Source organism: Nitritalea sp. (assembly GCF_054166705.1).
Genome location: NZ_JBSZCV010000018.1, coordinates 25040 through 44288, shown reverse-complemented (window position 1 = coordinate 44288; position 19249 = coordinate 25040). Strand labels below are relative to the sequence as shown.

General features: G+C 51.9%; 19 protein-coding genes. 13 read left to right on the top strand and 6 right to left on the bottom strand.

The genetic code is table 11. The annotated features are described in order from the left end of the window. Positions 1-280: 280 nt before the first annotated feature. Both ACXIT9_RS13020 and ACXIT9_RS13015 read right to left on the bottom strand, forming a co-directional pair. Positions 281-1162 (bottom strand): fructosamine kinase family protein, encoded by an 882-nt coding sequence (locus ACXIT9_RS13020; RefSeq protein WP_458056679.1) that lies wholly within the window; start codon positions 1160-1162, stop codon positions 281-283. Positions 1163-1165: 3 nt separating this feature from the next. Beyond that, positions 1166-1633 carry a low molecular weight protein-tyrosine-phosphatase gene (locus ACXIT9_RS13015; RefSeq protein ID WP_458056678.1) on the bottom strand — a complete coding sequence of 156 codons (468 nt, stop codon included), beginning with the start codon at positions 1631-1633 and terminating at the stop codon, positions 1166-1168. Positions 1634-1901: 268 nt separating this feature from the next. Here ACXIT9_RS13015 and ACXIT9_RS13010 point away from each other — a divergent pair, with 268 nt between their 5' ends. From ACXIT9_RS13010 to ACXIT9_RS12965, 10 genes are all read left to right on the top strand, one after another. Next, positions 1902-2531: a redoxin domain-containing protein gene (locus tag ACXIT9_RS13010; protein ID WP_458056677.1), complete on the top strand. Its 630-nt coding sequence runs from the start codon at positions 1902-1904 to the stop codon at positions 2529-2531. Between the two features lie 64 nt (positions 2532-2595). Further along, a complete protein-coding gene (locus ACXIT9_RS13005; RefSeq protein ID WP_458056676.1) occupies positions 2596-3837 on the top strand; it encodes a 3-deoxy-D-manno-octulosonic acid transferase in 1242 nt (413 codons plus the stop codon). After that, complete coding sequence (gene rsgA, locus ACXIT9_RS13000) at positions 3834-4763, top strand: ribosome small subunit-dependent GTPase A (protein WP_458056675.1); 930 nt, start codon at positions 3834-3836, stop codon at positions 4761-4763. The genes ACXIT9_RS13005 and rsgA overlap by 4 nt, the downstream gene beginning before the upstream one ends. Positions 4764-4880: 117 nt before the next feature. Beyond that, a complete protein-coding gene (locus ACXIT9_RS12995) occupies positions 4881-5384 on the top strand; it encodes a phosphoribosyltransferase family protein (RefSeq protein ID WP_458056674.1) in 504 nt (167 codons plus the stop codon). 3 nt (positions 5385-5387) lie between these two features. Next, positions 5388-6209 (top strand): 3-methyl-2-oxobutanoate hydroxymethyltransferase, encoded by an 822-nt coding sequence (panB, locus tag ACXIT9_RS12990; protein ID WP_458056673.1) that lies wholly within the window; start codon positions 5388-5390, stop codon positions 6207-6209. 51 nt (positions 6210-6260) lie between these two features. Further along, positions 6261-7034: an SDR family NAD(P)-dependent oxidoreductase gene (locus ACXIT9_RS12985; protein WP_458056672.1), complete on the top strand. Its 774-nt coding sequence runs from the start codon at positions 6261-6263 to the stop codon at positions 7032-7034. Between the two features lie 21 nt (positions 7035-7055). After that, a complete protein-coding gene (locus ACXIT9_RS12980) occupies positions 7056-7853 on the top strand; it encodes a M15 family metallopeptidase (RefSeq protein WP_458056671.1) in 798 nt (265 codons plus the stop codon). 60 nt (positions 7854-7913) lie between these two features. Continuing rightward, positions 7914-8954, top strand: a complete 1041-nt coding sequence (locus tag ACXIT9_RS12975; RefSeq protein ID WP_458056670.1) for an FAD:protein FMN transferase — start codon at positions 7914-7916, stop codon at positions 8952-8954. Between the two features lie 120 nt (positions 8955-9074). Beyond that, positions 9075-9590, top strand: coding sequence for an FKBP-type peptidyl-prolyl cis-trans isomerase (locus ACXIT9_RS12970; protein ID WP_458056669.1), 516 nt, complete (start codon positions 9075-9077; stop codon positions 9588-9590). Between the two features lie 43 nt (positions 9591-9633). After that, positions 9634-10698: an oxidoreductase gene (locus ACXIT9_RS12965; protein ID WP_458056668.1), complete on the top strand. Its 1065-nt coding sequence runs from the start codon at positions 9634-9636 to the stop codon at positions 10696-10698. Here the strand turns inward: ACXIT9_RS12965 and ACXIT9_RS12960 are convergent. From ACXIT9_RS12960 to ACXIT9_RS12950, 3 genes are all read right to left on the bottom strand, one after another. Next, positions 10661-11536, bottom strand: coding sequence for a glycerophosphodiester phosphodiesterase family protein (locus tag ACXIT9_RS12960; protein WP_458056667.1), 876 nt, complete (start codon positions 11534-11536; stop codon positions 10661-10663). The genes ACXIT9_RS12965 and ACXIT9_RS12960 overlap by 38 nt on opposite strands. Positions 11537-11644: 108 nt before the next feature. Then, entirely contained in the window at positions 11645-12961 is a 1317-nt protein-coding gene (rimO, locus tag ACXIT9_RS12955; RefSeq protein ID WP_458056666.1) for a 30S ribosomal protein S12 methylthiotransferase RimO, read from the bottom strand. 259 nt (positions 12962-13220) lie between these two features. Further along, on the bottom strand, positions 13221-13784 hold the full coding sequence (locus ACXIT9_RS12950; protein WP_458056665.1) for a helix-turn-helix domain-containing protein: 564 nt from the start codon (positions 13782-13784) through the stop codon (positions 13221-13223). Between the two features lie 115 nt (positions 13785-13899). Here ACXIT9_RS12950 and ACXIT9_RS12945 point away from each other — a divergent pair, with 115 nt between their 5' ends. Both ACXIT9_RS12945 and ACXIT9_RS12940 read left to right on the top strand, forming a co-directional pair. Beyond that, complete coding sequence (locus tag ACXIT9_RS12945) at positions 13900-15906, top strand: alpha-ketoacid dehydrogenase subunit alpha/beta (protein ID WP_458056664.1); 2007 nt, start codon at positions 13900-13902, stop codon at positions 15904-15906. A gap of 256 nt (positions 15907-16162) precedes the next feature. Then, a complete protein-coding gene (locus ACXIT9_RS12940) occupies positions 16163-16939 on the top strand; it encodes a hypothetical protein (protein WP_458056663.1) in 777 nt (258 codons plus the stop codon). A 52-nt stretch (positions 16940-16991) separates the two neighbouring features. On the opposite strand, the gene ACXIT9_RS12935 is transcribed toward ACXIT9_RS12940, so the two are convergent. Then, positions 16992-17501 (bottom strand): septal ring lytic transglycosylase RlpA family protein, encoded by a 510-nt coding sequence (locus tag ACXIT9_RS12935; protein ID WP_458056662.1) that lies wholly within the window; start codon positions 17499-17501, stop codon positions 16992-16994. 572 nt (positions 17502-18073) lie between these two features. Between ACXIT9_RS12935 and ACXIT9_RS12930 the strand changes: the two genes are divergently transcribed. Further along, positions 18074-19234, top strand: a complete 1161-nt coding sequence (locus ACXIT9_RS12930) for a hypothetical protein (protein ID WP_458056661.1) — start codon at positions 18074-18076, stop codon at positions 19232-19234. Positions 19235-19249: the final 15 nt, after the last annotated feature.

Below are 19249 nucleotides of genomic sequence, written 5' to 3'. Positions count from 1 at the left end.
GTTGCGGATAGTTGAAATTACAGCAAAAAAAGGCGACGAAAAAACTTTTCTGAACATTTTTCTCTCAGCAGGTGTTTTTCGCCCTTTCACCACTAAATCAGGCCTATTTTTTCATTCAATCGATTGCGAAAAATTTGTTTTGTGCTAAATTCTATGCTCAAAGAAGCCACTTTTGTAAATTTTTTTAAGAACCGATAATTTTGCTTTACAGGCCGAAAAAGGAGGGGTTATTGAAAAAGTACAATTTAGAGCCTGCGCGCCTTTCCTGTATTGGCATAGCTCAGACGTAGCGATTGAGCGTCCGCTCAATGCCACTCAAGTAACTGCTCCCAAACAAATGCAAATGAACCAGTAAAGGGTATAAGTTGTACAGCGGAACACGCTCCTCGAAATCGGGCTCTAAGGGAAAGACGGCTTTATAGGCCTCATAAAAGCGAGGCTCGAAGCCGCCAAATAATTGGCTGAAAGCCAAATCCATCTCGCGATGTCCATAGTAGGTGGCTGGATCAATTAACACCGGGGCGCCCGCAGCACTTTTCATGACATTTCCAGACCACAGATCGCCATGCAAGAGTGCCGGCCGCTCCTTTGGAAATAGGGATTCCAACAAAGGGTATAGCTTACGAAAGCGGTCTAAAAACGAAGCATTGATAAGGCCATCGAAAAAGGCTTTGCCCGCCAAGGGCTCTAAGCGCTGCTCAATAAAAAACTGGCTCCAGCTCTGCGTGGCCCTGTTCGGCTGCGCTAAGGTCGCGATGAAGTTATCCCTGTCTAAACCGAATGTAGAGCGGGTAGCCATGTGCAAAGCGGCTAATCCTTCACCGAGCTTTGTCCAGTAATCGGGCTGCGGGTAGCCTTCGTGGATGAACTCCATCAACAAATAATGCTGATCTTCTACCTGCCCTACCTGATGCACAGTGGGTACTTCGAGCGGGGAATGTGTGGCGAGCAACTGCAGGCTGGCGGCTTCTTCTACAAGCAGGCGCGGATTATCGCTGTGGTTTAACTTGAGAAAATAGGTCCCTGAGGCTGTCTCTAAGAAAACCCCTTGGTTTAAAGTCCCTGCCGCAACGAGGCGCTGCTGGAGAATTTTTTCGTTTTTACCAAAACTCTCCAGCAGTACCCGCTGAAAAAATGCTTCCTGATCAAATGAATCCCACATAATCTATTTCCGTAAATGGCGGAGCAGCCCCTCCGTCGCCCGATCTACGAGTTGGTAAACCGCTTCGAAATCTTCGGCACTGCCGTAGTAGGGGTCTGGAACTGCGGCCTGAGTAGGAGGCTCTTCGAAGGCACGCAAGAGGCCGAGATGCTTCGGGGTTTTGCCATGCTGGCGGAAAAGTGCCTCGATATTGGAGAGGTTTTTCTCGTCCATCGCCAGGATGTAGTCGAAGGTGTCCGCGTCCGAAGGCTGCAGCTGCCGCGCCCGATGTGTTAAGATAACCCCGTGGCTGGCGGCATTGTTACGAGTTCGTGGATCTGGCAGGTCCCCGATATGGTAGTTGGAGGTGCCGCAGCTGTCCACTTCGATGCTATCCTGTAAACCTGCGGCCGCCACTTTATGGCGCAGTACCCCTTCCGCTAGTGGGGAGCGACAGATATTTCCGAGACAGACAAAGAGTATTTTCGTCATGGTTTCTGCTGTTGATTGTAGAAGTTTCCCTAAAACGAATGTAGGGAATTTTTTTAATAAGGCCGCTGTTAGCCTAAACGTGCATGTAAAGGAAAACCAAATATTCCTTTTTTGCGTTAGGTGATAAGTTAAGTTTTAAAAAGAATCTTTTGCTGATAGGCGAAATCTATAGCTCATGATTAATTTCTATGGGTATTGAGATTTGATTTATAAACCTTAACTTTGTACCATCATCTGAAAACAGTATCACCAATTAAATATTCATATTATGTCATTAGTAGGAAAAAAAGCCCCTTTATTTAAGGCTCCTGCCGTACTAAACGGAGAAGAGATCGTAGAACAGTTTTCTTTAGAGCAGTACATCGGTAAGCAAGAAGTTGTTTTCTTCTTCTACCCGAAAGATTTCACTTTCGTTTGCCCTACCGAAATCATCGCTTTCCAAGACAAGTTAGCAGAATTCGAGAAGCGTAATGTCGCTGTAGTAGGTATTTCTACAGACACAGAAGAGACTCACCTAGCTTGGCTAAACACGCCTCGTGACCAGGGGGGGATTGCTGGCGTTACCTACCCACTCGTAGCAGATGTGGCCAAGACCATCGCTTCGAACTTCGGTGTTTTAGCCGGAGAGTATGTAGCGGATGAGGAAGGCAACCTCGCTTTCGAAGGCACGCCAATCGCTTACAGAGGTACTTTTCTAATCGATAAGGAAGGTATCGTAAGACATGAGACGATCAACTTCTTCCCGCTGGGTCGTAACATCGATGAGATGATTCGTCTGGTAGATGCTTGGCATCATGTGGAGAAGTTCGGTGAGGTATGTCCTGCCGGATGGGAAGAAGGAAAAGAGGCGATGCAAGCTACCAAAGAGGGTGTGTCTGCTTACCTCGCTAAAAAGTAAGAAGCGCTTCTTTTACGATAAGCATAAAAAAAGCTGTCCATTGGGCAGCTTTTTCTATTTTTGTATGATGAAGTGGCTCTACGATTTTCTGATGTACCTGGCAGATGTACTTTTGGCCCGCTGGGCCAAAGCCGGAACGAAGCTCCAGGAGCGGCAAGGGGGGGCACAGAGAGCCTTTCAACAGGTGGCAGCCTTTCGGGCGGAAGCGCCAGAGGCAAAGCTTGCCTGGTTCCATGTGGCCTCACTGGGAGAGTATGAGCAGGCTAAGCCGCTCATAGCAGCCTTAAAAGCCGAGCGGCCGGCACTTCGTATCGCCGTTTCCTTTTTTTCTCCCTCGGGCTATCGTCCCGCAGCAGCCAAGCCACAAGCGCATGTGGACTGCCTGTTTTACTTGCCACTAGATCGTCCTGCGCATGCTCGAAAGCTGCTGCACACCCTCCGTCCCCAGCTCTTTTTCTGTGTGAAATATGATATTTGGCCTAACTTCCTTTTGGCCGCCAAGGCCAGTGGCGCCAGCTGTTACTTGATCGCAGCCGTGTTTCGTGAGAACCAGCCCTACTTCCGCTCTTGGGGGGGATTTTTTCGAGGAATACTTCCCCTTTTCGATCATGTATTTACCCAAAACGAGGAGACGAGCCAGCTCTTGCAGCGGTACTACCCCCTTCTGGCTGTGACATGGACAGGGGATACGCGCTACGACCGTGTCCTGAAGACAGCAGCTGAGCCGAAACGATTTCCGGAGATCGAGGACTGTATCGCTGGACGCGCTGTTTTGGTGGCGGGTTCCGTATGGGAACAGGATATGCAGCTGCTGCTTCCTTTCATTCGGGAGGCAAAGGATTTTTTCATCCTCATCGCGCCCCATGCCTTTCAGGAGGAGCAGATGGAGCGCTGGCTCATCGAAACCGAGCGGCCCGCCAGGCGGTATTCGAAAGGGTCAGGCCCCTGTGACGTTTTATTAATCGATAATGTGGGCATGCTAGCCCAGCTCTACCAGTATGCCACGGTGGCTTATGTCGGAGGAGCTTCTGGCGACGGGCTGCATAACATTTTAGAGCCCATCGGTTTTCGGGTGCCCGTGGTGCATGCCCGGCTGAAGCGGGGCGCTAAATTTCCCGAGTCGGCCATCGCCCAGGAGGCGGGACTGGTGCAGGAAGTCCGCGATCCCGAAGCATGCCGGCAAGCGCTCGGACGCTACCGCGATGCGGAGCTATTGGCGCAAGCCAAAAACAATGCCGCGGCCTTTTTACAGCGACAGCAGGGGAGTAGCCAGGCCATCATGGACATCTTAAAGCAGGAGATATGAAGACAGGAAGAGTGATAAAATCTACAGGCAGCTGGTATGAGGTCCTCACCGAAAGTGGGCCCGTGCGTGCGCGCCTCCGCGGCAAGTTCAAGCAGCAGGGACTGAAGTTGACCAACCCCGTAGCGGTAGGCGACCAGGTGACCCTGCAGGCCGAATCCCAGCAGGAGACCTACACGATACAGGAGATCGCCCCGCGGGAAAATTATGTGATCCGGAAGAGCACGCGCAAGGCCCATCATGCGCACATCATCGCCTCGAATATCGACCAGGCCTTTTTAATGGTGACCATTCAGCAGCCCCGAACCTCGCTCGGATTTATCGACCGTTTTCTGGTGAGCACGGAGAGCTTTCGGATTCCTACCACGATTTTAGTGAACAAGGCCGACTTACCCCTAACGGAGGCAGGGGAAGAGCTGCTGCAGGACCTGCATGAAATTTACGAGCCACTGGGCTATCCCGTGCTGGAGCTTTCTGCCCTGCAGGACACCGACCTGCTGGAAGGTTTCGGCCCCCTGCTGCGCGGGAAGACCACTCTGCTTTCGGGCCATTCGGGCGTGGGCAAGTCCACCCTGCTGAACCAGCTCGTCCCCGGCGCACGGCAGACGACGAAGGATATTTCGGCCTACTCGGCCAAAGGGGTGCATACGACGACCTTCGCGGAGATGTTTGCGGTAGCGGGCTTGGAGGCTTTTCTGATCGACACGCCCGGGATAAAGGAATTCGGCGTGCTGGACATCGAGGAGCAGGAGCTATCGCATTACTTCGTGGAAATGCGCCAGTATTTAGGGGAGTGTAAGTACCATAACTGCCGGCATGTGTCCGAGCCGGGCTGTGCCATCATCCAGCGGGTGGAGGAGGGCTACATTCATCCCTATCGCTATGAAAATTATGTGAATTTGCTGCATGAGGAAGATACGCATCGCTAGTTGGTTTTGGCCGTAGGCCAAAGGAAGCCCACGAAGCGTAGGAAGGACTGGCTTTTCTGCCTTTTTACTTTGATTAGCGCCTTTCATGATGTAATTTTCACATCTAAATACGACAACATGCACGTGCACCAAACCCTAGTGCTTACACACAGGCAAATCGAACAAAAAATTCGCCGCATGGCGTATGAAATCTACGAGCGTAACATCGAAGAGCAGCAGCTCCTGCTTGCAGGCATCAGTGGCATGGGTTTTCGCCTGGCGAACCTGCTCGCTGAGGAGTTGCGCCAGCATTTTAGCCTAGAGGTAGAGGTCTCCGAAGTACGCCTGGACAAGGCCGCCCGCACGCAGGGGGACATCAGCATTTCTTCTTTTTCAGTGGCTGCAGACTCGGTCTGCATTTTGGTAGACGATGTGCTGAATACGGGTAGGACGCTCGCCTTCGCGATGAAGCCCTTTCTAGGTGTGCCACTAAAAAAGTTAGAGCTGGCGGTGCTGGTCAACAGGCGGCATCGCTGCTATCCGGTGAGTCCGGATTATACGGGGCTGGCGCTCGCTACCACACTTAACGAACATATTCATGTGGACCTAAAGGGTCCCGACTACGCTGTATATTTACACTAAACCATGTCTGTTCATCCATCTAGCGCCATCAAGCGCATTACCACGCATACCCTGCAGGAAATGAAAAGCAGGGGGGAAAAGATTTCCATGCTCACTTCTTACGATTATTCCATGGCGAAGATCGTGGATGCGGCAGGTATCGACATTATCCTGGTGGGGGATTCCGCCTCTAATGTGATGGCGGGTCACGAAACCACCTTGCCGATCACACTCGACCAGATGATTTATCATGCCTCCTCGGTAGTCCGCGCGGTGAAGCGGGCCTTTATCGTGGTGGACATCCCTTTCGGTTCTTACCAGGGAAATAGCTCCGAGGCGCTCCGTTCTGCTATCCGTATCATGAAGGAGTCGGGGGCGCATGCAGTAAAGGTGGAAGGTGGTGCGGAGATAAAAGAATCCGTCCTAAGGATCTTAAGCGCAGGCGTCCCCGTCATGGGGCATCTGGGCCTCACACCACAGTCGATTTACAAGTTTGGCACATACACGGTGCGGGCGCGTGAGGAGGAGGAGGCCGAAAAGCTGTTAGCCGATGCGCGCATGCTGGAGGCCTGTGGCTGTTTTGCCTTGGTGCTGGAAAAGATCCCGGCGGCGCTGGCGGCCAAAGTAGCGCAGGCGGTGCAGATCCCAGTGATCGGTATCGGCGCGGGCGGTGCAGTCGATGGGCAGGTGCTGGTGGCCCACGACATGTTTGGCATCACGCAGGAGTTTCGGCCACGCTTTTTGCGGCAGTATGCAGACCTACAGCAGACGATGACCGATGCCGTAAAGGCCTATATCCACGATGTGAAGGCGGAAGATTTTCCGAATGAAAAAGAAAGTTATTAAGTATTCACCTAGTCTTTGGCCCGCGGGCCAAAGGCTCCTTCGTTTTACGCTATGGTAACGCATCCCATCGCCCTGGTCACGGGCGCAAGTTCTGGCATCGGTGCCGCCACCGCTAAGGTGCTGGCTGACATGGGCTATGCCCTCATCGTCTGTGGGCGCCGACGCGAACGGCTGGAGACTCTCTGTGCAGAACTGCCGAAGGAGACTCCTTACCAAATTCTGACTTTCGACGTGCGCGAGCGGGCACAAGTGGAGGCGGCCTGGCAGGAGCTGCCAGCAGAGTGGCAAAAGGTGCAGCTGCTGATAAACAATGCCGGAAATGCGCATGGACTGGATCCGATTCACCGCGGTGCGGTCGAGGACTGGGACGCCATGTTAGATGGCAACGTGAAAGGGCTGCTCTATGTCAGCAAAGTGGTGCTTCCTGGCATGGTGGAGCGCGAGCAGGGCATGGTCATTAACATCGGCTCTATCGCTGGAAAAGAGGTCTACCCGAATGGAAACGTGTACTGTGCTTCCAAGCATGCTGTGGATGCGCTGACGCAGGGCATGCGCATGGACCTAAATCCTTATAATATTCGAGTGGTGGGCATTCACCCCGGCTTAGTCGAGACGGAGTTTTCTCAGGTACGTTTTAAAGGGGATGCGGCCCGAAGTGAGGCGGTCTACAGCGGTTATCAACCGCTACGGGCAGAGGATGTGGCAGACACCATCGCTTTTGTCGTGAGTCGCCCTGCGCATGTGGTGCTGGCAGATATTACGATTTTACCTACTGCCCAGGCAAGTGCCGGCATCGTGAAAAAAAGTGTTCCTCCTCCATTTTAACCTATAACCTATACCAAGCTTATGTGGATGATCGTGCGTTTTTATGGTTTTTTTTCGTTGAGGTTAGGGGTTTTCGCCTTGGCCCTGATCGGTCTGGGGATCTGTTTTTCCTGTGCCCCAGGGCCGAGAGAAGGGGAGGATGCAGCGGAGGAAGTGGTTTTGGCCGAAGGCCAAAGGGTGGAGGCGGTTCTCCGTGCAGCCCCACGTGCCGCCATCGAGCAGGAGCTGGAGGCTGCGGGTCTTCTGGCAGTGGAGGATGTCCTTCCGGGGGTGTTCGTGGATTTAAAATACGCATCAACAGACAATTTTTTCGGTCAGAATGTCTATGGGGAGCTGCAGCACTGTTATTTGCAGCCGGAGGTGATGGCCAAGCTGGAAAGAAGTTATGCGGCTCTGCTGGAACGGCGCCCGGATTTAACCTTTTTGGTATTCGATGGGGTGCGGCCTCAGTCGGTGCAGCAGGTGCTTTGGGATGCTTTAGATAAGCCGGATAGCATCAAGCCCCTCTATGTGGCGGACCCGAAAAAGGGTGGCCTGCATAATTTCGGGGCGGCGGTGGACCTGACCTTAGCGGATCGAGAGAGCGGAGAGGCTTTAGATATGGGCACGCCCTTCGATTATTTCGGTTATGAGGCCTACCCCGATCGAGAGGAGGAGATGCTGGCAGCGGGGAAGTTGAGCGCGGAGCAGGTAGCCAATCGCCGCCTGCTGCGGGAGGTGATGCGTGCCGGCGGCTTTAGCGCGATCGGATCGGAATGGTGGCACTTTAATGCGTACAGCCGAGAGGAAGCGGCCCGACGTTATGCTTTGATTCCATGAAATACAAAATGCAGCACATAGAGGCCCGGCAGCGGGCTGCGAAAAAAAGAGAATAGAGACATGAAAAAAGGAGAAGCGATAGTGGTGGGGGTACTCTTAGGAGTTTTAGTTCTCGTGCTAGGACTGCGGCAGTTTCAGGCGGAGGCACCGGCGACAGCTGCTGCCAGCTCCAGTTACATGACCTTGCGGGGTGAGGCTTTAGGAACCTATTATGAGTTTGTTTTAGATCGAAAGGTAGAGGTGGAGGCAGAGATAGCGGCTTTTTTTGCTGGCTATAATGCTGCCGCCAATACGTATATTCCGAATTCGGAGATTTCTTTTTTTAACCAAAACGGGTATGCCGTGCTTCAGGAGCCCTATCTCCCGGAGATGCTGGCCATTTCACGGCAGTACCGGGAACAGTATGCCGGGCTGTATGAGCCTACGCTGATGCCGCTGATTAATGGCTGGGGCTTTGGCTTCTCGGAGCGGGCGCGCATGAGTCCGGAGCGGGTGGATAGCCTTTTGCAGTTCGTGGATCTCGGTCTGGTACGTGTTTCGGGAGATAGTCTTTTGGCCGATAGGCCGGGTGTCCAACTGGATTTCAGTGCCATGGGGGAAGGCTATGCCATCGAAAAGTTAGTAGCGATCGTAGAATCCAAGGGTGTGGAGTCCTACAAGATAGAGATTGGTGGAGAGATGCGCTGCCGCGGGGTGAATCCGGATGGGAAGGTGTGGCGGATCGGAATAGAGGGGCCTAAAGACGGAGTGTCTCGAGAGGAGAGTGAGCTGGTGGAGATCGTCACCTTGGACAATAAGGCCATCAGTACGAGTGGCAACTACCGCAAGTTTTACATCGATGAGCAGGGCAATCGCCGCGTGCATGTGATCGATCCGCAGACGGGCTATCCGGTGGAGCATGCCCTGCTGAGTGCCACGATCATCTGTTCGGACGCCTTAAAGGCAGATATTTTAGCCACTATCTGTATGGTGGCTGGCCCGGAGCGGGCGCTGGCGCTGATCGAGGCGGACCCGGATGTGGAGGGCTTCCTCATCATAGCTGAGGGAGAGCGTTTTCGAAGTCAGGCTTCTAAAGGCTTGCCCGTGCTGCAGGATTCTTAGCAAGGAGTGCTCTGCGCTTGTCTTCCGGGCTGAAGGGAGCGCACAAGTAGCAGCTGCTCAGCTGCAAGAGGTGGAAGTGCATAGCGCGTTAGTGGGACAACATTAAAATGAGAAAACAACATGTTAAAAATTGGACAAGAGACCGTCGTGGCGGTGAGTTATACGCTCCATGTAGATGATGGAGAGACGGGGATGCAATTTCGGGAGGCCGTCTCGGAGGAAAAACCCTTTTACTTTTTATTCGGTGTGGGGCAGGTGCTGCCCAAGTTGGAGGCGGCCTTAGAAGGCTTGCAGGCGGGTGATGTCTTCGATGTGTTTCTAGGGTATGAGGAAGCATATGGAGACTATGATCCTGCAAAGCGGGTGATCCTACCGAAACACGCGTTTAAAGAGGATGGCGTGAAGCAGCGCCAGCTGCTGCGGGTGGGCAAGGTGATTCCGATGCAGGACGAGCAGGGCAACCGCCTGCGTGGGGAGGTGCTAAAAGTAGATTATAAGGGCGTTCATATGGATTTCAACTCCCCGCTGGCGGGTTTAGACTTGCAGTTTTCGGGCCGTGTGGTGTCTGTTCGCGCTGCTGAGGCAGAGGAAATCGCGCATGGTCATGTGCATGGTCCGGGCGGTGTGCAGCATTAAGCCCCTGGAGCGTAAAAAGTTAACCCTAAACAGTATTTAAAAGATGACAGCTAAGATACGTACAGCACTGGTCGGCTTCGGTTCGGTGGCTAAAACCCAACATGCACCTCTGATTCAGGTCAGTCCCTCGCTTGAGCTGACTGCGGTGGTGCAGCGGCATGGAGATGAGGCAAAAAGGTTATATCCCAATGTGGAAATCTACCGTTCCTTGGAAGACCTCTTAGCTGCGGATGCGGCCGATTTAGTGGTGATTTTAACGCCGAATGCCTTACATTTTCCTCAGGCCAAGCTGGCTTTAGAGGCGGGCAAGCATGTGGTGGTGGATAAGCCGGTCACGGTGCATGCAGCGGAGGCGGAGGAGTTGCAGCGTTTGGCTCTCGCCAAAGGGCGGGTGCTTACGGTTTTCCAAAATCGGCGCTGGGATGGCGATTTTCAGACGGTGCGGACGCTGATTCGGGAGGGCCGTTTGGGTCGTTTATGTCATTTTGAGAGTCATTTTGATCGTTTTCGTCCTGAGGTAGGAGGAAATTGGCGGGAGCAGGCTGTCCCCGGGAATGGGATTACGTACGATTTGGGGACGCATTTATTGGATCAAGCCTATGTTTTGTTCGGCGCGCCTGAGGCACTGGAGGCCAGTATTTTGGTGCAGCGAGAGGGGACGGATGCGGACGATTTTTTTGATATCCGCCTGTTTTATCCGGGTCTTTATGTGCGGCTGACGGCTTCGGTGCTGATGGCAGCCCCTTGGCCAAGGTTTTTAGTAGGAGGCACTGCGGGCACTTATCAAAAGTTCGGTCTTGATGTGCAGGAAAAGGCATTCAAAGCGGGCATTTTGCCTGAGGGTCAGGATTGGGGCCAGGAGGAACCTGAGCGTTATGGGCAGCTTTACACGGGGGAAGAAGTGCATACCGTACCTACTTTAGCGGGGGATTATCGCAAGTTTTATGCGAATGTCGCTGCTGCGATTCGTGGGGAGGCTGCGCTGGAGGTGCGCATGGAGGAGGCGATTGCGGTTTTAAAATTAGTAGAGGCTGCCCGCCGCAGTCAAGAAACGGGCAGCCGGGTTTATTTTACAGACGCTCAGGGGCGCGGTTTGGGTAGTCTGTGATGATGCCATCCACGCCGAGCTGCAGTAAGGCTTCCATCTCCTCAGTCGTATTGACCGTCCAGGGAATCACTTGCATCCCTTTGGCCTGCAAGGCCTGCACTGTCTCCTTTTTTAGCCCTCGATAAAAGGGAGAGTAGATGGCGGGTGTAAACCCAAGCTGCTCCATGTACTGTTCATGATTGTTAGGCTGCGTGATCAGCATAGCCAAATTCACATCGGGATGGGCTTGGTGCAAGTACTGCAAGACGCGGAAATCAAAAGACTGAATGTTATAGCGGCTTTTGGGGAGCACTCCTTCCAAGGCGGCGATCACCAGCTCCGAGAATGCATCGGGAGCAGGATGATAGATGCCATCCCCTTCGGGCATACTTTTGATCTCTATATTATAGTTGGGAGCCGGCAGTCCCATGGCAGTTACATAGGCCTCTGCTGCGGCGATTAGGTCCAGCATGCGTGGCTTGCTGACATGAAAATTCACCTGTTGTTCGAAACCCGGCGCCTGCAAGCTGCCACAGTCATAGCTTTTCACCTCTTCGAGGGTCATCTGATAGATATTATGACTACGGTCCTCGTTTGGGATGCGTGCCCCCAAGGGATCCAGGCAAATGGCAGGATTCATCCAGGGTTCGTGACTGACGATCAGCTCACCGTCCTGCGTCACCGCTAGGTCGATTTCCAAGGTGCTGGCGCCAAGGTCCAGGGCCTTTATCATGGCAGGAATGGTGTTTTCGGGCATCAGTCCGCGGGCGCCGCGGTGGCCCTGAAGGTCGTATGGGCGCTGCCCAAAGCTCGTCATCTGAAGGAGCATGGCGCTAAGGAAAACAATCAGGTATTTCATCGTGGGTATTTTCGTTTAGGCAAAAATAAACCTTCGGAAAATGAAATGGCTTTCCCGAAGGTTATTAAATTATGAAGCTATACAGGTAGAATAGCCTTACAGGTCTGTCTAGTCGGCTACGACATCTCCATACAGGTCGAAAGCATCCGCATCGTGAACCCGTACCTGAACGAAATCTCCGATGCGGCAGTAGTGCTTGGAGGCATCGATGAGCACTTCGTTGTCTACTTCCACCGAGTCATAGGCAGTGCGGCCTACGAAGTAGCCATTCTCTTTTTTGTCGACGAGCACCTTAAAGGTTTTGCCCACTTTTTCTGCGTTCAGCTCTTGGCTGATGCCTTCCTGCACCTCCATGAGTAGATTTGCGCGCTCCTGCTTGACCTCTGCAGGAATGTTATCTGGCATCGTGTAAGCATGCGTATTTTCTTCATGGCTGTAGGTAAAGACTCCTAGGCGCTCGAAGCGCATTTTTTCTACGAAGCCGAGCATTTCTTCGAAGGCGGCTTCGTCTTCCCCAGGATGCCCGGTGATGAGGGTGGTGCGGATGGCGATCTCTGGTAGTATATCGCGTATAGAGTGGATAAGCTCTTCTTGTTTTTCCCTGCTCGTGCCGCGGCGCATCGCTTTGAGCACAGAAGTGCTCCCATGCTGCAGCGGGATGTCGAGGTAATTACAAATGTTTTCACGCTCTTTCATAACCTGAATGACTTCCATCGGGAAGCCTGTCGGGAAGGCGTAATGTAGGCGGATCCAGTCGATGCCTTCTACGTCAGAAAGGGCGCGCATAAGATCGGCCAACTTGCGCTCCTTATACAGGTCCAGGCCGTAATAGGTGGAATCCTGTGCGATCAGGAGCAGCTCCTTCGTACCGTTCGCGGCCTTGTGCTGCGCTTCTTTTACAAGCTCTTCGATGCTTCGGGACACATGGCCACCGCGCATTAGGGGGATGGCACAGAAAGAGCAAGGGCGGTCACAGCCTTCCGAAATCTTCATGTAGGCATAATGGGAAGCATGGCTGAGTAAGCGCTCGCCTACCAACTCCTGCTTGTAATCCGCCTTAAATGTTTTAAGCAGTGCGGGCAGGTCCCGGGTGCCAAAGTAGGCATCCACCTGCGGAATTTCTACTTCCAGCTCTTCTCTGTAGCGCTGAGAGAGGCAGCCTGTCACGTACACTTTATCGACGAGGCCTTGTTCTTTCGCATCTACGTACTGTAAAATGGTGTCGATCGATTCCTGCTTGGCATTATCGATAAACCCGCAGGTATTGATGATGACGATGTTATTATCCTGCTGCTGCGACTCATGATGGGCGTCGATCCCATTTCCGCGCAGCTGGGTAAGCATCACTTCTGAATCTACCAGATTTTTCGAGCAGCCCATCGTGATGATGTTGACCTTATTTTTCTTTAATGTTCTTGCCTTCACGCTTAGATCCTTCTTTAGCGTGCAAAGATACGATTTTTCCCCTTGATAGAAAGCGGATTACCGGGAAGCTTTTTTAGGGGTGTGAGGGGAATGTTATCAAATGATGCTTCTTGAAAAAGTATTCATAATCTAAGCTTAATCCGAAATTTATCAAGAATGCTAAAGGCGTACGTACATTTGTAGCACGTACAGCAAACGATTTTTTTATTTCCTTGCATTCATTTTTTAGCGTCGATGGGATATCGACGCTTTTGCTTTTTTAGGCCTCTCTCCATCCTTTGCCGCCAGGCAAAAGTCCTTTTTTATAGGCGGTAGGGGTCATGCCTGTTGTTTTCTTGAACTGTGCGGAGAGGTGCTGAACGGAGCTGTAGTCCAGTAGGTAGGCGATTTCGGAAAGGGTACGTTCCTCGTAGAAGAGGAGTTCTTTTACGCGTTCGATTTTTAGGCCGATAAAGTATTTTTCCAGCGTCAGGCCTTCTAAGCTGCTGAACAGCTGGCTAAGTGCGCTGTAATCTTCTCCCATGTGGCTGCTGATGCTTTCGCTTAGGTGGAAGCTGGGAGGAATTTCCTCCTGCCAGACGATGGTGCGGAGGAAGGCTTTAATGCGCTCGATTTTAATGGCTTCCTTATCTTTTAGGCGTTCGAAGCCTAGGCGGTGGAGGGCGGATTCCAGCTGTGCTTCCTCTTCTGCGCGCAAGGGGCGCTGTAAGAGGACTTCTCCCAGCACCACTTTCTCGGCCGGTAGCTGCAGCTGGGCGAAGGCATGTTCTACTGCCAGGATGCAGCGTGGGCAGACCATATGTTTAATGCGAATTTTCTCCATTTTTTGCCTTTATTCGTTTTTAGTAACAGCAAAACCAAGGAAAAGATTCTTTCCTTGCGTTTCCTTTGAACTACAAAATCTTGTGCCTAATTTGGTGCCAAAACCCAAAGTTACCATGTCCATAACGCTCCCACAACTGCCCGCGACGGTTTTTAATCGAGAGGGCTTCACTGATGCTGAACTGTTACACCTCTACGAGCAGCTCCTGCTTCCCCGCCGGATAGAGGAGAAAATGCTGATTCTGCTGCGTCAGGGGAAAATTTCCAAATGGTTTAGTGGCTGGGGTCAGGAGGCGATTTCCGTAGGTGCGGTGACGGCACTTCATCCGGAGGAGTTTATTCTTCCCATGCACCGGAATCTCGGGATTTTTACGGGGCGCGGGATGCCCTTGGCGCGGCTTTTTGCTCAGTTTCAAGGGAAGGCGCTCGGCTACACGAAGGGGCGTGATCGATCCTTTCATTTCGGGGCTCCCGAACATCATATCGTCGGGATGATTTCTCACCTAGGGCCACAGCTGGCGCTGGCGGATGGTATAGCGCTGGCGGATAAGTTGCGTGAGCAGCGGGCCGTAACCTTGGTGTTTTCTGGGGATGGGGCTAGTTCGGAGGGAGACTTCCATGAGGGCCTGAATGTGGCGGCAGTATGGCAGCTACCGGTGATTTTTGTGATTGAACATAATGGCTATGGCCTGTCTACTCCTAGCGAGCAGCAGTTTGCCTTCCAGCATTTTACTGAAAAGGGCCCCGGCTATGGTATGGAGGCCGTGCGTGTCGATGGGAATGATGTGCTGGCCGTACACCGCTGCATTCGGGACCTGGCGGCTTCTATGCGGGAACATCCTCGTCCGGTGTTAGTGGAGGCTATGACCTTTCGGATGCGCGGCCACGAGGAGGCTTCAGGGACGAAATATGTGCCGAAGGAGCTGATGGAGGCCTGGTCGGCCAAAGATCCTGTTCTCGGTTATACGGCATTTTTAGAGGAGCTACAGGTGCTCGACGAGGGGAAGCGTGCCGAAATCGATCTGCGCATCAAACAAGCGATCGAGCAAGGGCTGGAAAGGGCCTTTGCGGAGCCTACTGTACAAGCCGATCCTGCCCGTGAGCTGGCGGACTGCTATGCTCCTGCTCCTGCTTCTCCCGAAGCGATTCCCGCACTGCAGGGGCCCGAGCGCCGCTTTGTGGATGCGATACGGGAAGGGCTTTGGCAGGGAATGGAACGCTTTCCTAATTTGGTGGCCATGGGCCAAGATATCGGTGCCTATGGTGGAGTTTTTAAGGTGACGGAAGGTTTTGAGGAGCGTTTTGGCGTGGAACGCGTCCGGAATACACCGCTCTGTGAGTCGGCCATCATCGGTACAGCCTTAGGGCTTTCTATAAAAGGATTTAAGGCCATGGTAGAAATGCAGTTTGCGGATTTTGTGAGTTGCGGCTTTAATCAAATCGTAAATAATCTCGCAAAAATTCACTACCGCTGGGGGCAGCATGCGGATGTGGTGGTGCGCATGCCGACAGGGGCAGGTGTAGGAGCGGGGCCCTTTCACTCGCAGTCGAATGAGGCTTGGTTTTTTCACACCCCGGGGCTGAAAATCGTGTATCCTTCTACGCCTTATGATGCGAAAGGTCTTCTCCTGGCCGCGCTGGAGGACCCGAACCCGTACTTATTTTTCGAGCATAAGGCGCTGTACCGCAGTCTAACAGGCCCTGTTCCTGAGGAGGCCTATCGACTGCCTGTCGGCCAAGCGGCCCTCGTGGCAGAAGGTGAGCAGGCGGTCATCATTACCTATGGCATGGGCGTGCACTGGGCGCTGGCCTGCCGAGAGTCGGAAGGCCTGGATGTGGCGATCGTAGATCTGCGCACCCTGCTCCCTTGGGATAAAGAAACGGTCCGGGCGCAAGTGAAGCGCTGTAACCGGGTGCTGGTTCTCCATGAAGATTGCCTGACAGGTGGGATTGGCGGGGAGATCGCTGCCTGGATCGGAGAGGCCTGTTTTCAGGATTTGGATGCCCCCGTTATGCGTTTGGGTGCCCTAGATACACCTGTTCCTTTTGCTGCGGCACTTGAAAAAAGCTTTTTGCCCGAACAGCGGCTGGCAGACAAGCTTCGGGAGTTACTGGCTTATTAGGAAGGAACGCGCAAGAGGAGTGGGGGAGAGACTGATTTCACTTCCGATTTGCTGACAGAAGGGGTAGGTAGGTTTATTTTGGCATGCATATTGTAAAAGAATTAATAAATAACTAAACCAACTATTCTTAGGAAACTGTGTTATGCAGTTTCCTTTTTTTATTATTTTCTTTTTTTACGCGGAAGAGAAAACTAAATTTGTTAGTGGAAAAGAATTATTTTCAGTCCTTCGTATCCTGTTAACCGTCTGCTGCGCCATGCATGTTGTCACTCGTTTCCTGTTGAAAAATACTACGAAAAGGGAGAAAAGCTTCCTCATTTCTGAGCGTGCCCTTCGAGGCGTTTTTTTACTGGTCTTTGGTCTATTCACAGGGGCTTTACGTCCCCTTTTGGGTCAGGATTTCCTCGTGCACATGGAGTCGCGTGTAGGTTTTGCGACGGGAGAGCTGCAGCGCGAGGCTGCGGGCCTGGTGATGCCGGAACTGAGTGTGGGTGTTTTGTACCAGCTGCCGGAACTGCCCTTGGAGCTAGGTCTGCGCATCGGCTATAGCCTGTATGGGAGCAAGTTAGAGGAGCGGAATGACCTGTTTGTGAATCAGCTGGAAGATTTGCGGCTCCGCCGCTTAAACTATACCTGGAACTATATGGGTGTTTTTCGTTTCTTTCCGCAAGTGTACGGCAAGGTGTTTCCTTTCGTCGAGGTGAATGCAGGCTTTGTACGTATTGCCTCTTCTTATGCCATTCGGGAGACGGCTTTCGACGAGCCCTTTGAGCGGCAGCGGGATTTTGGAACTTGGACGCAGGCTTTTCAGGGCGGCGGCGGGCTGATGGTTCCGTTTAAGGATCCCACTATCGGAAATATCGAGATAAAACTGCTTTATCAGAACACAGCGCGGACGGACTTTTTGCGCCGTGGCGACGTGCTTTTTATACCTGACCCAGAGGGAGAGGCCAATGGTATTTTCGATTATAACATACGCAGGAGCGCCTTGCAGCTTTTCGTGCCCACGATAGGAGTGAGTATATATTTGTAAGCCGTGGCAGATAAACGGGCTTTAGGGTTTTTGGGGGCGCTATCGCTTGGTGTTAAAAGGGGCGAGGTCGCGGGAGGGTGATCGCCTGCTCATAGACGCGGATGCGGAGCTCATCGGGCTTGTTTTCACCGAAATGGGCATCTAAAAATTGCATTTCACGATTTCCGGGAACATGGATTTCCACAGGAATGATGCCCTCCCGCAGCATGTCGAGTTCTGCTGCTGCTGCGCGGGAAAGATCGATGCTATGTGCACTTTTTCGCGGGAGACGGTCATTAATGATAACGCGAACTTGCTGGCCATTCGCAGGATTAAGCACGAGCACTTCCGTGCCAAAAGGGAGGAACTTATGTGCAGCGGTAAAGCCATACATGTCGTACACCTCACCGCTAGCCGTCTTGCGCAAATGAAATTTTTTCCCATAAAAACTGGCGGTACCTTCCTGAATTTTAAAGGCATGTGGCGGTAGCGAAGCACCCGGATCTTTTAGCGCCGCGGCAGGCCGCAAAAAGGGGCCAAAACAGAGCAGAAAAAGAAATAAAGTAAATTTTTTCATCTTCATGGCGATAGCAAGTTAAATGCCAAATTCCATAAATCAAAATGTGCGAACTTGGGATGAAACACTTAAGGATTCTTTTCTTTCTCACTGGTTATGAGTGGTTTTTCAGCAGGGTATTTGTTTTTTAGGATATTGGGCGTATATTGTGTGGAGTAAGTGGAGAATGGCCCGCCTTTTATGTGGGGCTTTCGCTTCTGAATTCGCTTACTTACGCCCTAAAATACCCCTAGAAAAACCCGGTTTCTGTTGCCCAATTAACAGTATTTAACCTATTGTATATGTTTTTCCCTTAAGCCTCTGCACATGCTGCGCATGTGCAGGGTGCTCTGGGTGTTTCCTGTAATGTTATGACAAATGAAATGAATTCCAAGCAGCAGGCAGCCCGCCCTTTGTTGTCGCCGTGCAGTTCGCTGCGCAACAAAGTGCGGTTGTATTTAATTTGCCAGTTCTGGTCGGTGAAAAGACTTTTCCGAAAGCCTCCATTAGAGGCGCAGTCACGTACAAAAGAGTTTGGCTGATGCCAAAGCGGTAGGCCATTTCCAAATATCTGCTTACTTTAGACCAAAATTTAAGGCATGATACTTCAGGAGGTGCAGACGGAGGCCGATAAAATGGCCTTTTTACAGTTGGCAGTGGACTTATACCGAGAGGAAAAAAACTGGATTCGTCCGCTGGACAAGGATATCGATGGGATTTTTAATCCCGAGGTGAATAAACTTTTTAAGCAGGGAGGGAAAGTTAAGCGCTGGCTACTCCGGCAGGAGAATCGGATCATCGGGCGCATAGCGGCCTTTGTGCATCCGAAGTGGAAGGAAAAGCAGCCCACTGGTGGTGTCGGCTTTTTCGAATGTGTACAAGATCAAAAGGCAGCGTTTTTGCTCTTCGACACAGCAAAGGAATGGCTCCAAGCGGAGGGGATGGAGGCAATGGATGGCCCTGTAAACTTCGGAGAGCGCGACAAGTGGTGGGGCTTGCTGGTGCAAGGATTCTCACCACCGAACTATAATATGCCCTGGAATTTCCCTTACTACCAGGAGTTTTTTGAAGCCTATGGCTTCCAAATCTATTTCAAGCAATATACCTATATGCGCCCTGTTCAAGGTGTGGGATTCGACCCCAAGATGGTGGATCGGGCCAATAAAATTCGTGGGAATGCTGATTTTCAGTTTCGTTATTTAAAGGGTAAGGAGCTAAAAGAAAAAGCGCCAGCTTATTTTATGGAGGTCTATAATAAGGCTTGGGCGCGGCATATGGGCAAGTCGCTGACCCTGAAAGAAACAAGCTTGATGTTCAAAAAGATGCAGCCGATTTTAGATGAGCGTCTTATCTTTTTTGGCTTTCATCGCGGAGAGCCGGTGAGCTTTTTTATTAATATCCCTGAAATCAATCAGATTTTCAAATATGTGGATGGAAAGATGGACCTGATCGGGAAGTTGAAGTTCCTCTGGAACAAGTGGATGAATCCTCCGGATAAGATGCTGGGCCTTGTGTTCGGTGTAGTGCCGGAATTCCAAGGGCAGGGGGTGGAAAGTGCCATGATTATGGCCTACGATGAGATGTCTGGTCAGGCTTCTTTTCCTTATAAGACGATTGAGATGAATTGGATAGGTGATTTTAACCCCAAAATGATGCGGGTATGTGAGCAGCTAAATGCAGAAATTTACAAGACGCATCATACCTATCGCTACCTCTTCGATCGCACGAAAGCCTTCGAACGTCACCCGATTTTCGATTAAGAAGGTTTTTCGGAG

Excerpts from the sequence above, each read along its gene's own strand:
- ACXIT9_RS13020 (WP_458056679.1), bottom strand. The coding sequence starts at position 1,162 with ATGTGGGATTCATTTGATCAGGAAGCATTTTTTCAGCGGGTACTGCTG.
- ACXIT9_RS13015 (WP_458056678.1), bottom strand. The coding sequence starts at position 1,633 with ATGACGAAAATACTCTTTGTCTGTCTCGGAAATATCTGTCGCTCCCCA.
- ACXIT9_RS13010 (WP_458056677.1), top strand. The coding sequence starts at position 1,902 with ATGTCATTAGTAGGAAAAAAAGCCCCTTTATTTAAGGCTCCTGCCGTA.
- ACXIT9_RS13005 (WP_458056676.1), top strand. The coding sequence starts at position 2,596 with ATGATGAAGTGGCTCTACGATTTTCTGATGTACCTGGCAGATGTACTT.
- rsgA (WP_458056675.1), top strand. The coding sequence starts at position 3,834 with ATGAAGACAGGAAGAGTGATAAAATCTACAGGCAGCTGGTATGAGGTC.
- ACXIT9_RS12995 (WP_458056674.1), top strand. The coding sequence starts at position 4,881 with ATGCACGTGCACCAAACCCTAGTGCTTACACACAGGCAAATCGAACAA.
- panB (WP_458056673.1), top strand. The coding sequence starts at position 5,388 with ATGTCTGTTCATCCATCTAGCGCCATCAAGCGCATTACCACGCATACC.
- ACXIT9_RS12985 (WP_458056672.1), top strand. The coding sequence starts at position 6,261 with ATGGTAACGCATCCCATCGCCCTGGTCACGGGCGCAAGTTCTGGCATC.
- ACXIT9_RS12980 (WP_458056671.1), top strand. The coding sequence starts at position 7,056 with ATGTGGATGATCGTGCGTTTTTATGGTTTTTTTTCGTTGAGGTTAGGG.
- ACXIT9_RS12975 (WP_458056670.1), top strand. The coding sequence starts at position 7,914 with ATGAAAAAAGGAGAAGCGATAGTGGTGGGGGTACTCTTAGGAGTTTTA.
- ACXIT9_RS12970 (WP_458056669.1), top strand. The coding sequence starts at position 9,075 with ATGTTAAAAATTGGACAAGAGACCGTCGTGGCGGTGAGTTATACGCTC.
- ACXIT9_RS12965 (WP_458056668.1), top strand. The coding sequence starts at position 9,634 with ATGACAGCTAAGATACGTACAGCACTGGTCGGCTTCGGTTCGGTGGCT.
- ACXIT9_RS12960 (WP_458056667.1), bottom strand. The coding sequence starts at position 11,536 with ATGAAATACCTGATTGTTTTCCTTAGCGCCATGCTCCTTCAGATGACG.
- ACXIT9_RS12950 (WP_458056665.1), bottom strand. The coding sequence starts at position 13,784 with ATGGAGAAAATTCGCATTAAACATATGGTCTGCCCACGCTGCATCCTG.
- ACXIT9_RS12945 (WP_458056664.1), top strand. The coding sequence starts at position 13,900 with ATGTCCATAACGCTCCCACAACTGCCCGCGACGGTTTTTAATCGAGAG.
- ACXIT9_RS12940 (WP_458056663.1), top strand. The coding sequence starts at position 16,163 with ATGCATGTTGTCACTCGTTTCCTGTTGAAAAATACTACGAAAAGGGAG.
- ACXIT9_RS12935 (WP_458056662.1), bottom strand. The coding sequence starts at position 17,501 with ATGAAGATGAAAAAATTTACTTTATTTCTTTTTCTGCTCTGTTTTGGC.
- ACXIT9_RS12930 (WP_458056661.1), top strand. The coding sequence starts at position 18,074 with ATGATACTTCAGGAGGTGCAGACGGAGGCCGATAAAATGGCCTTTTTA.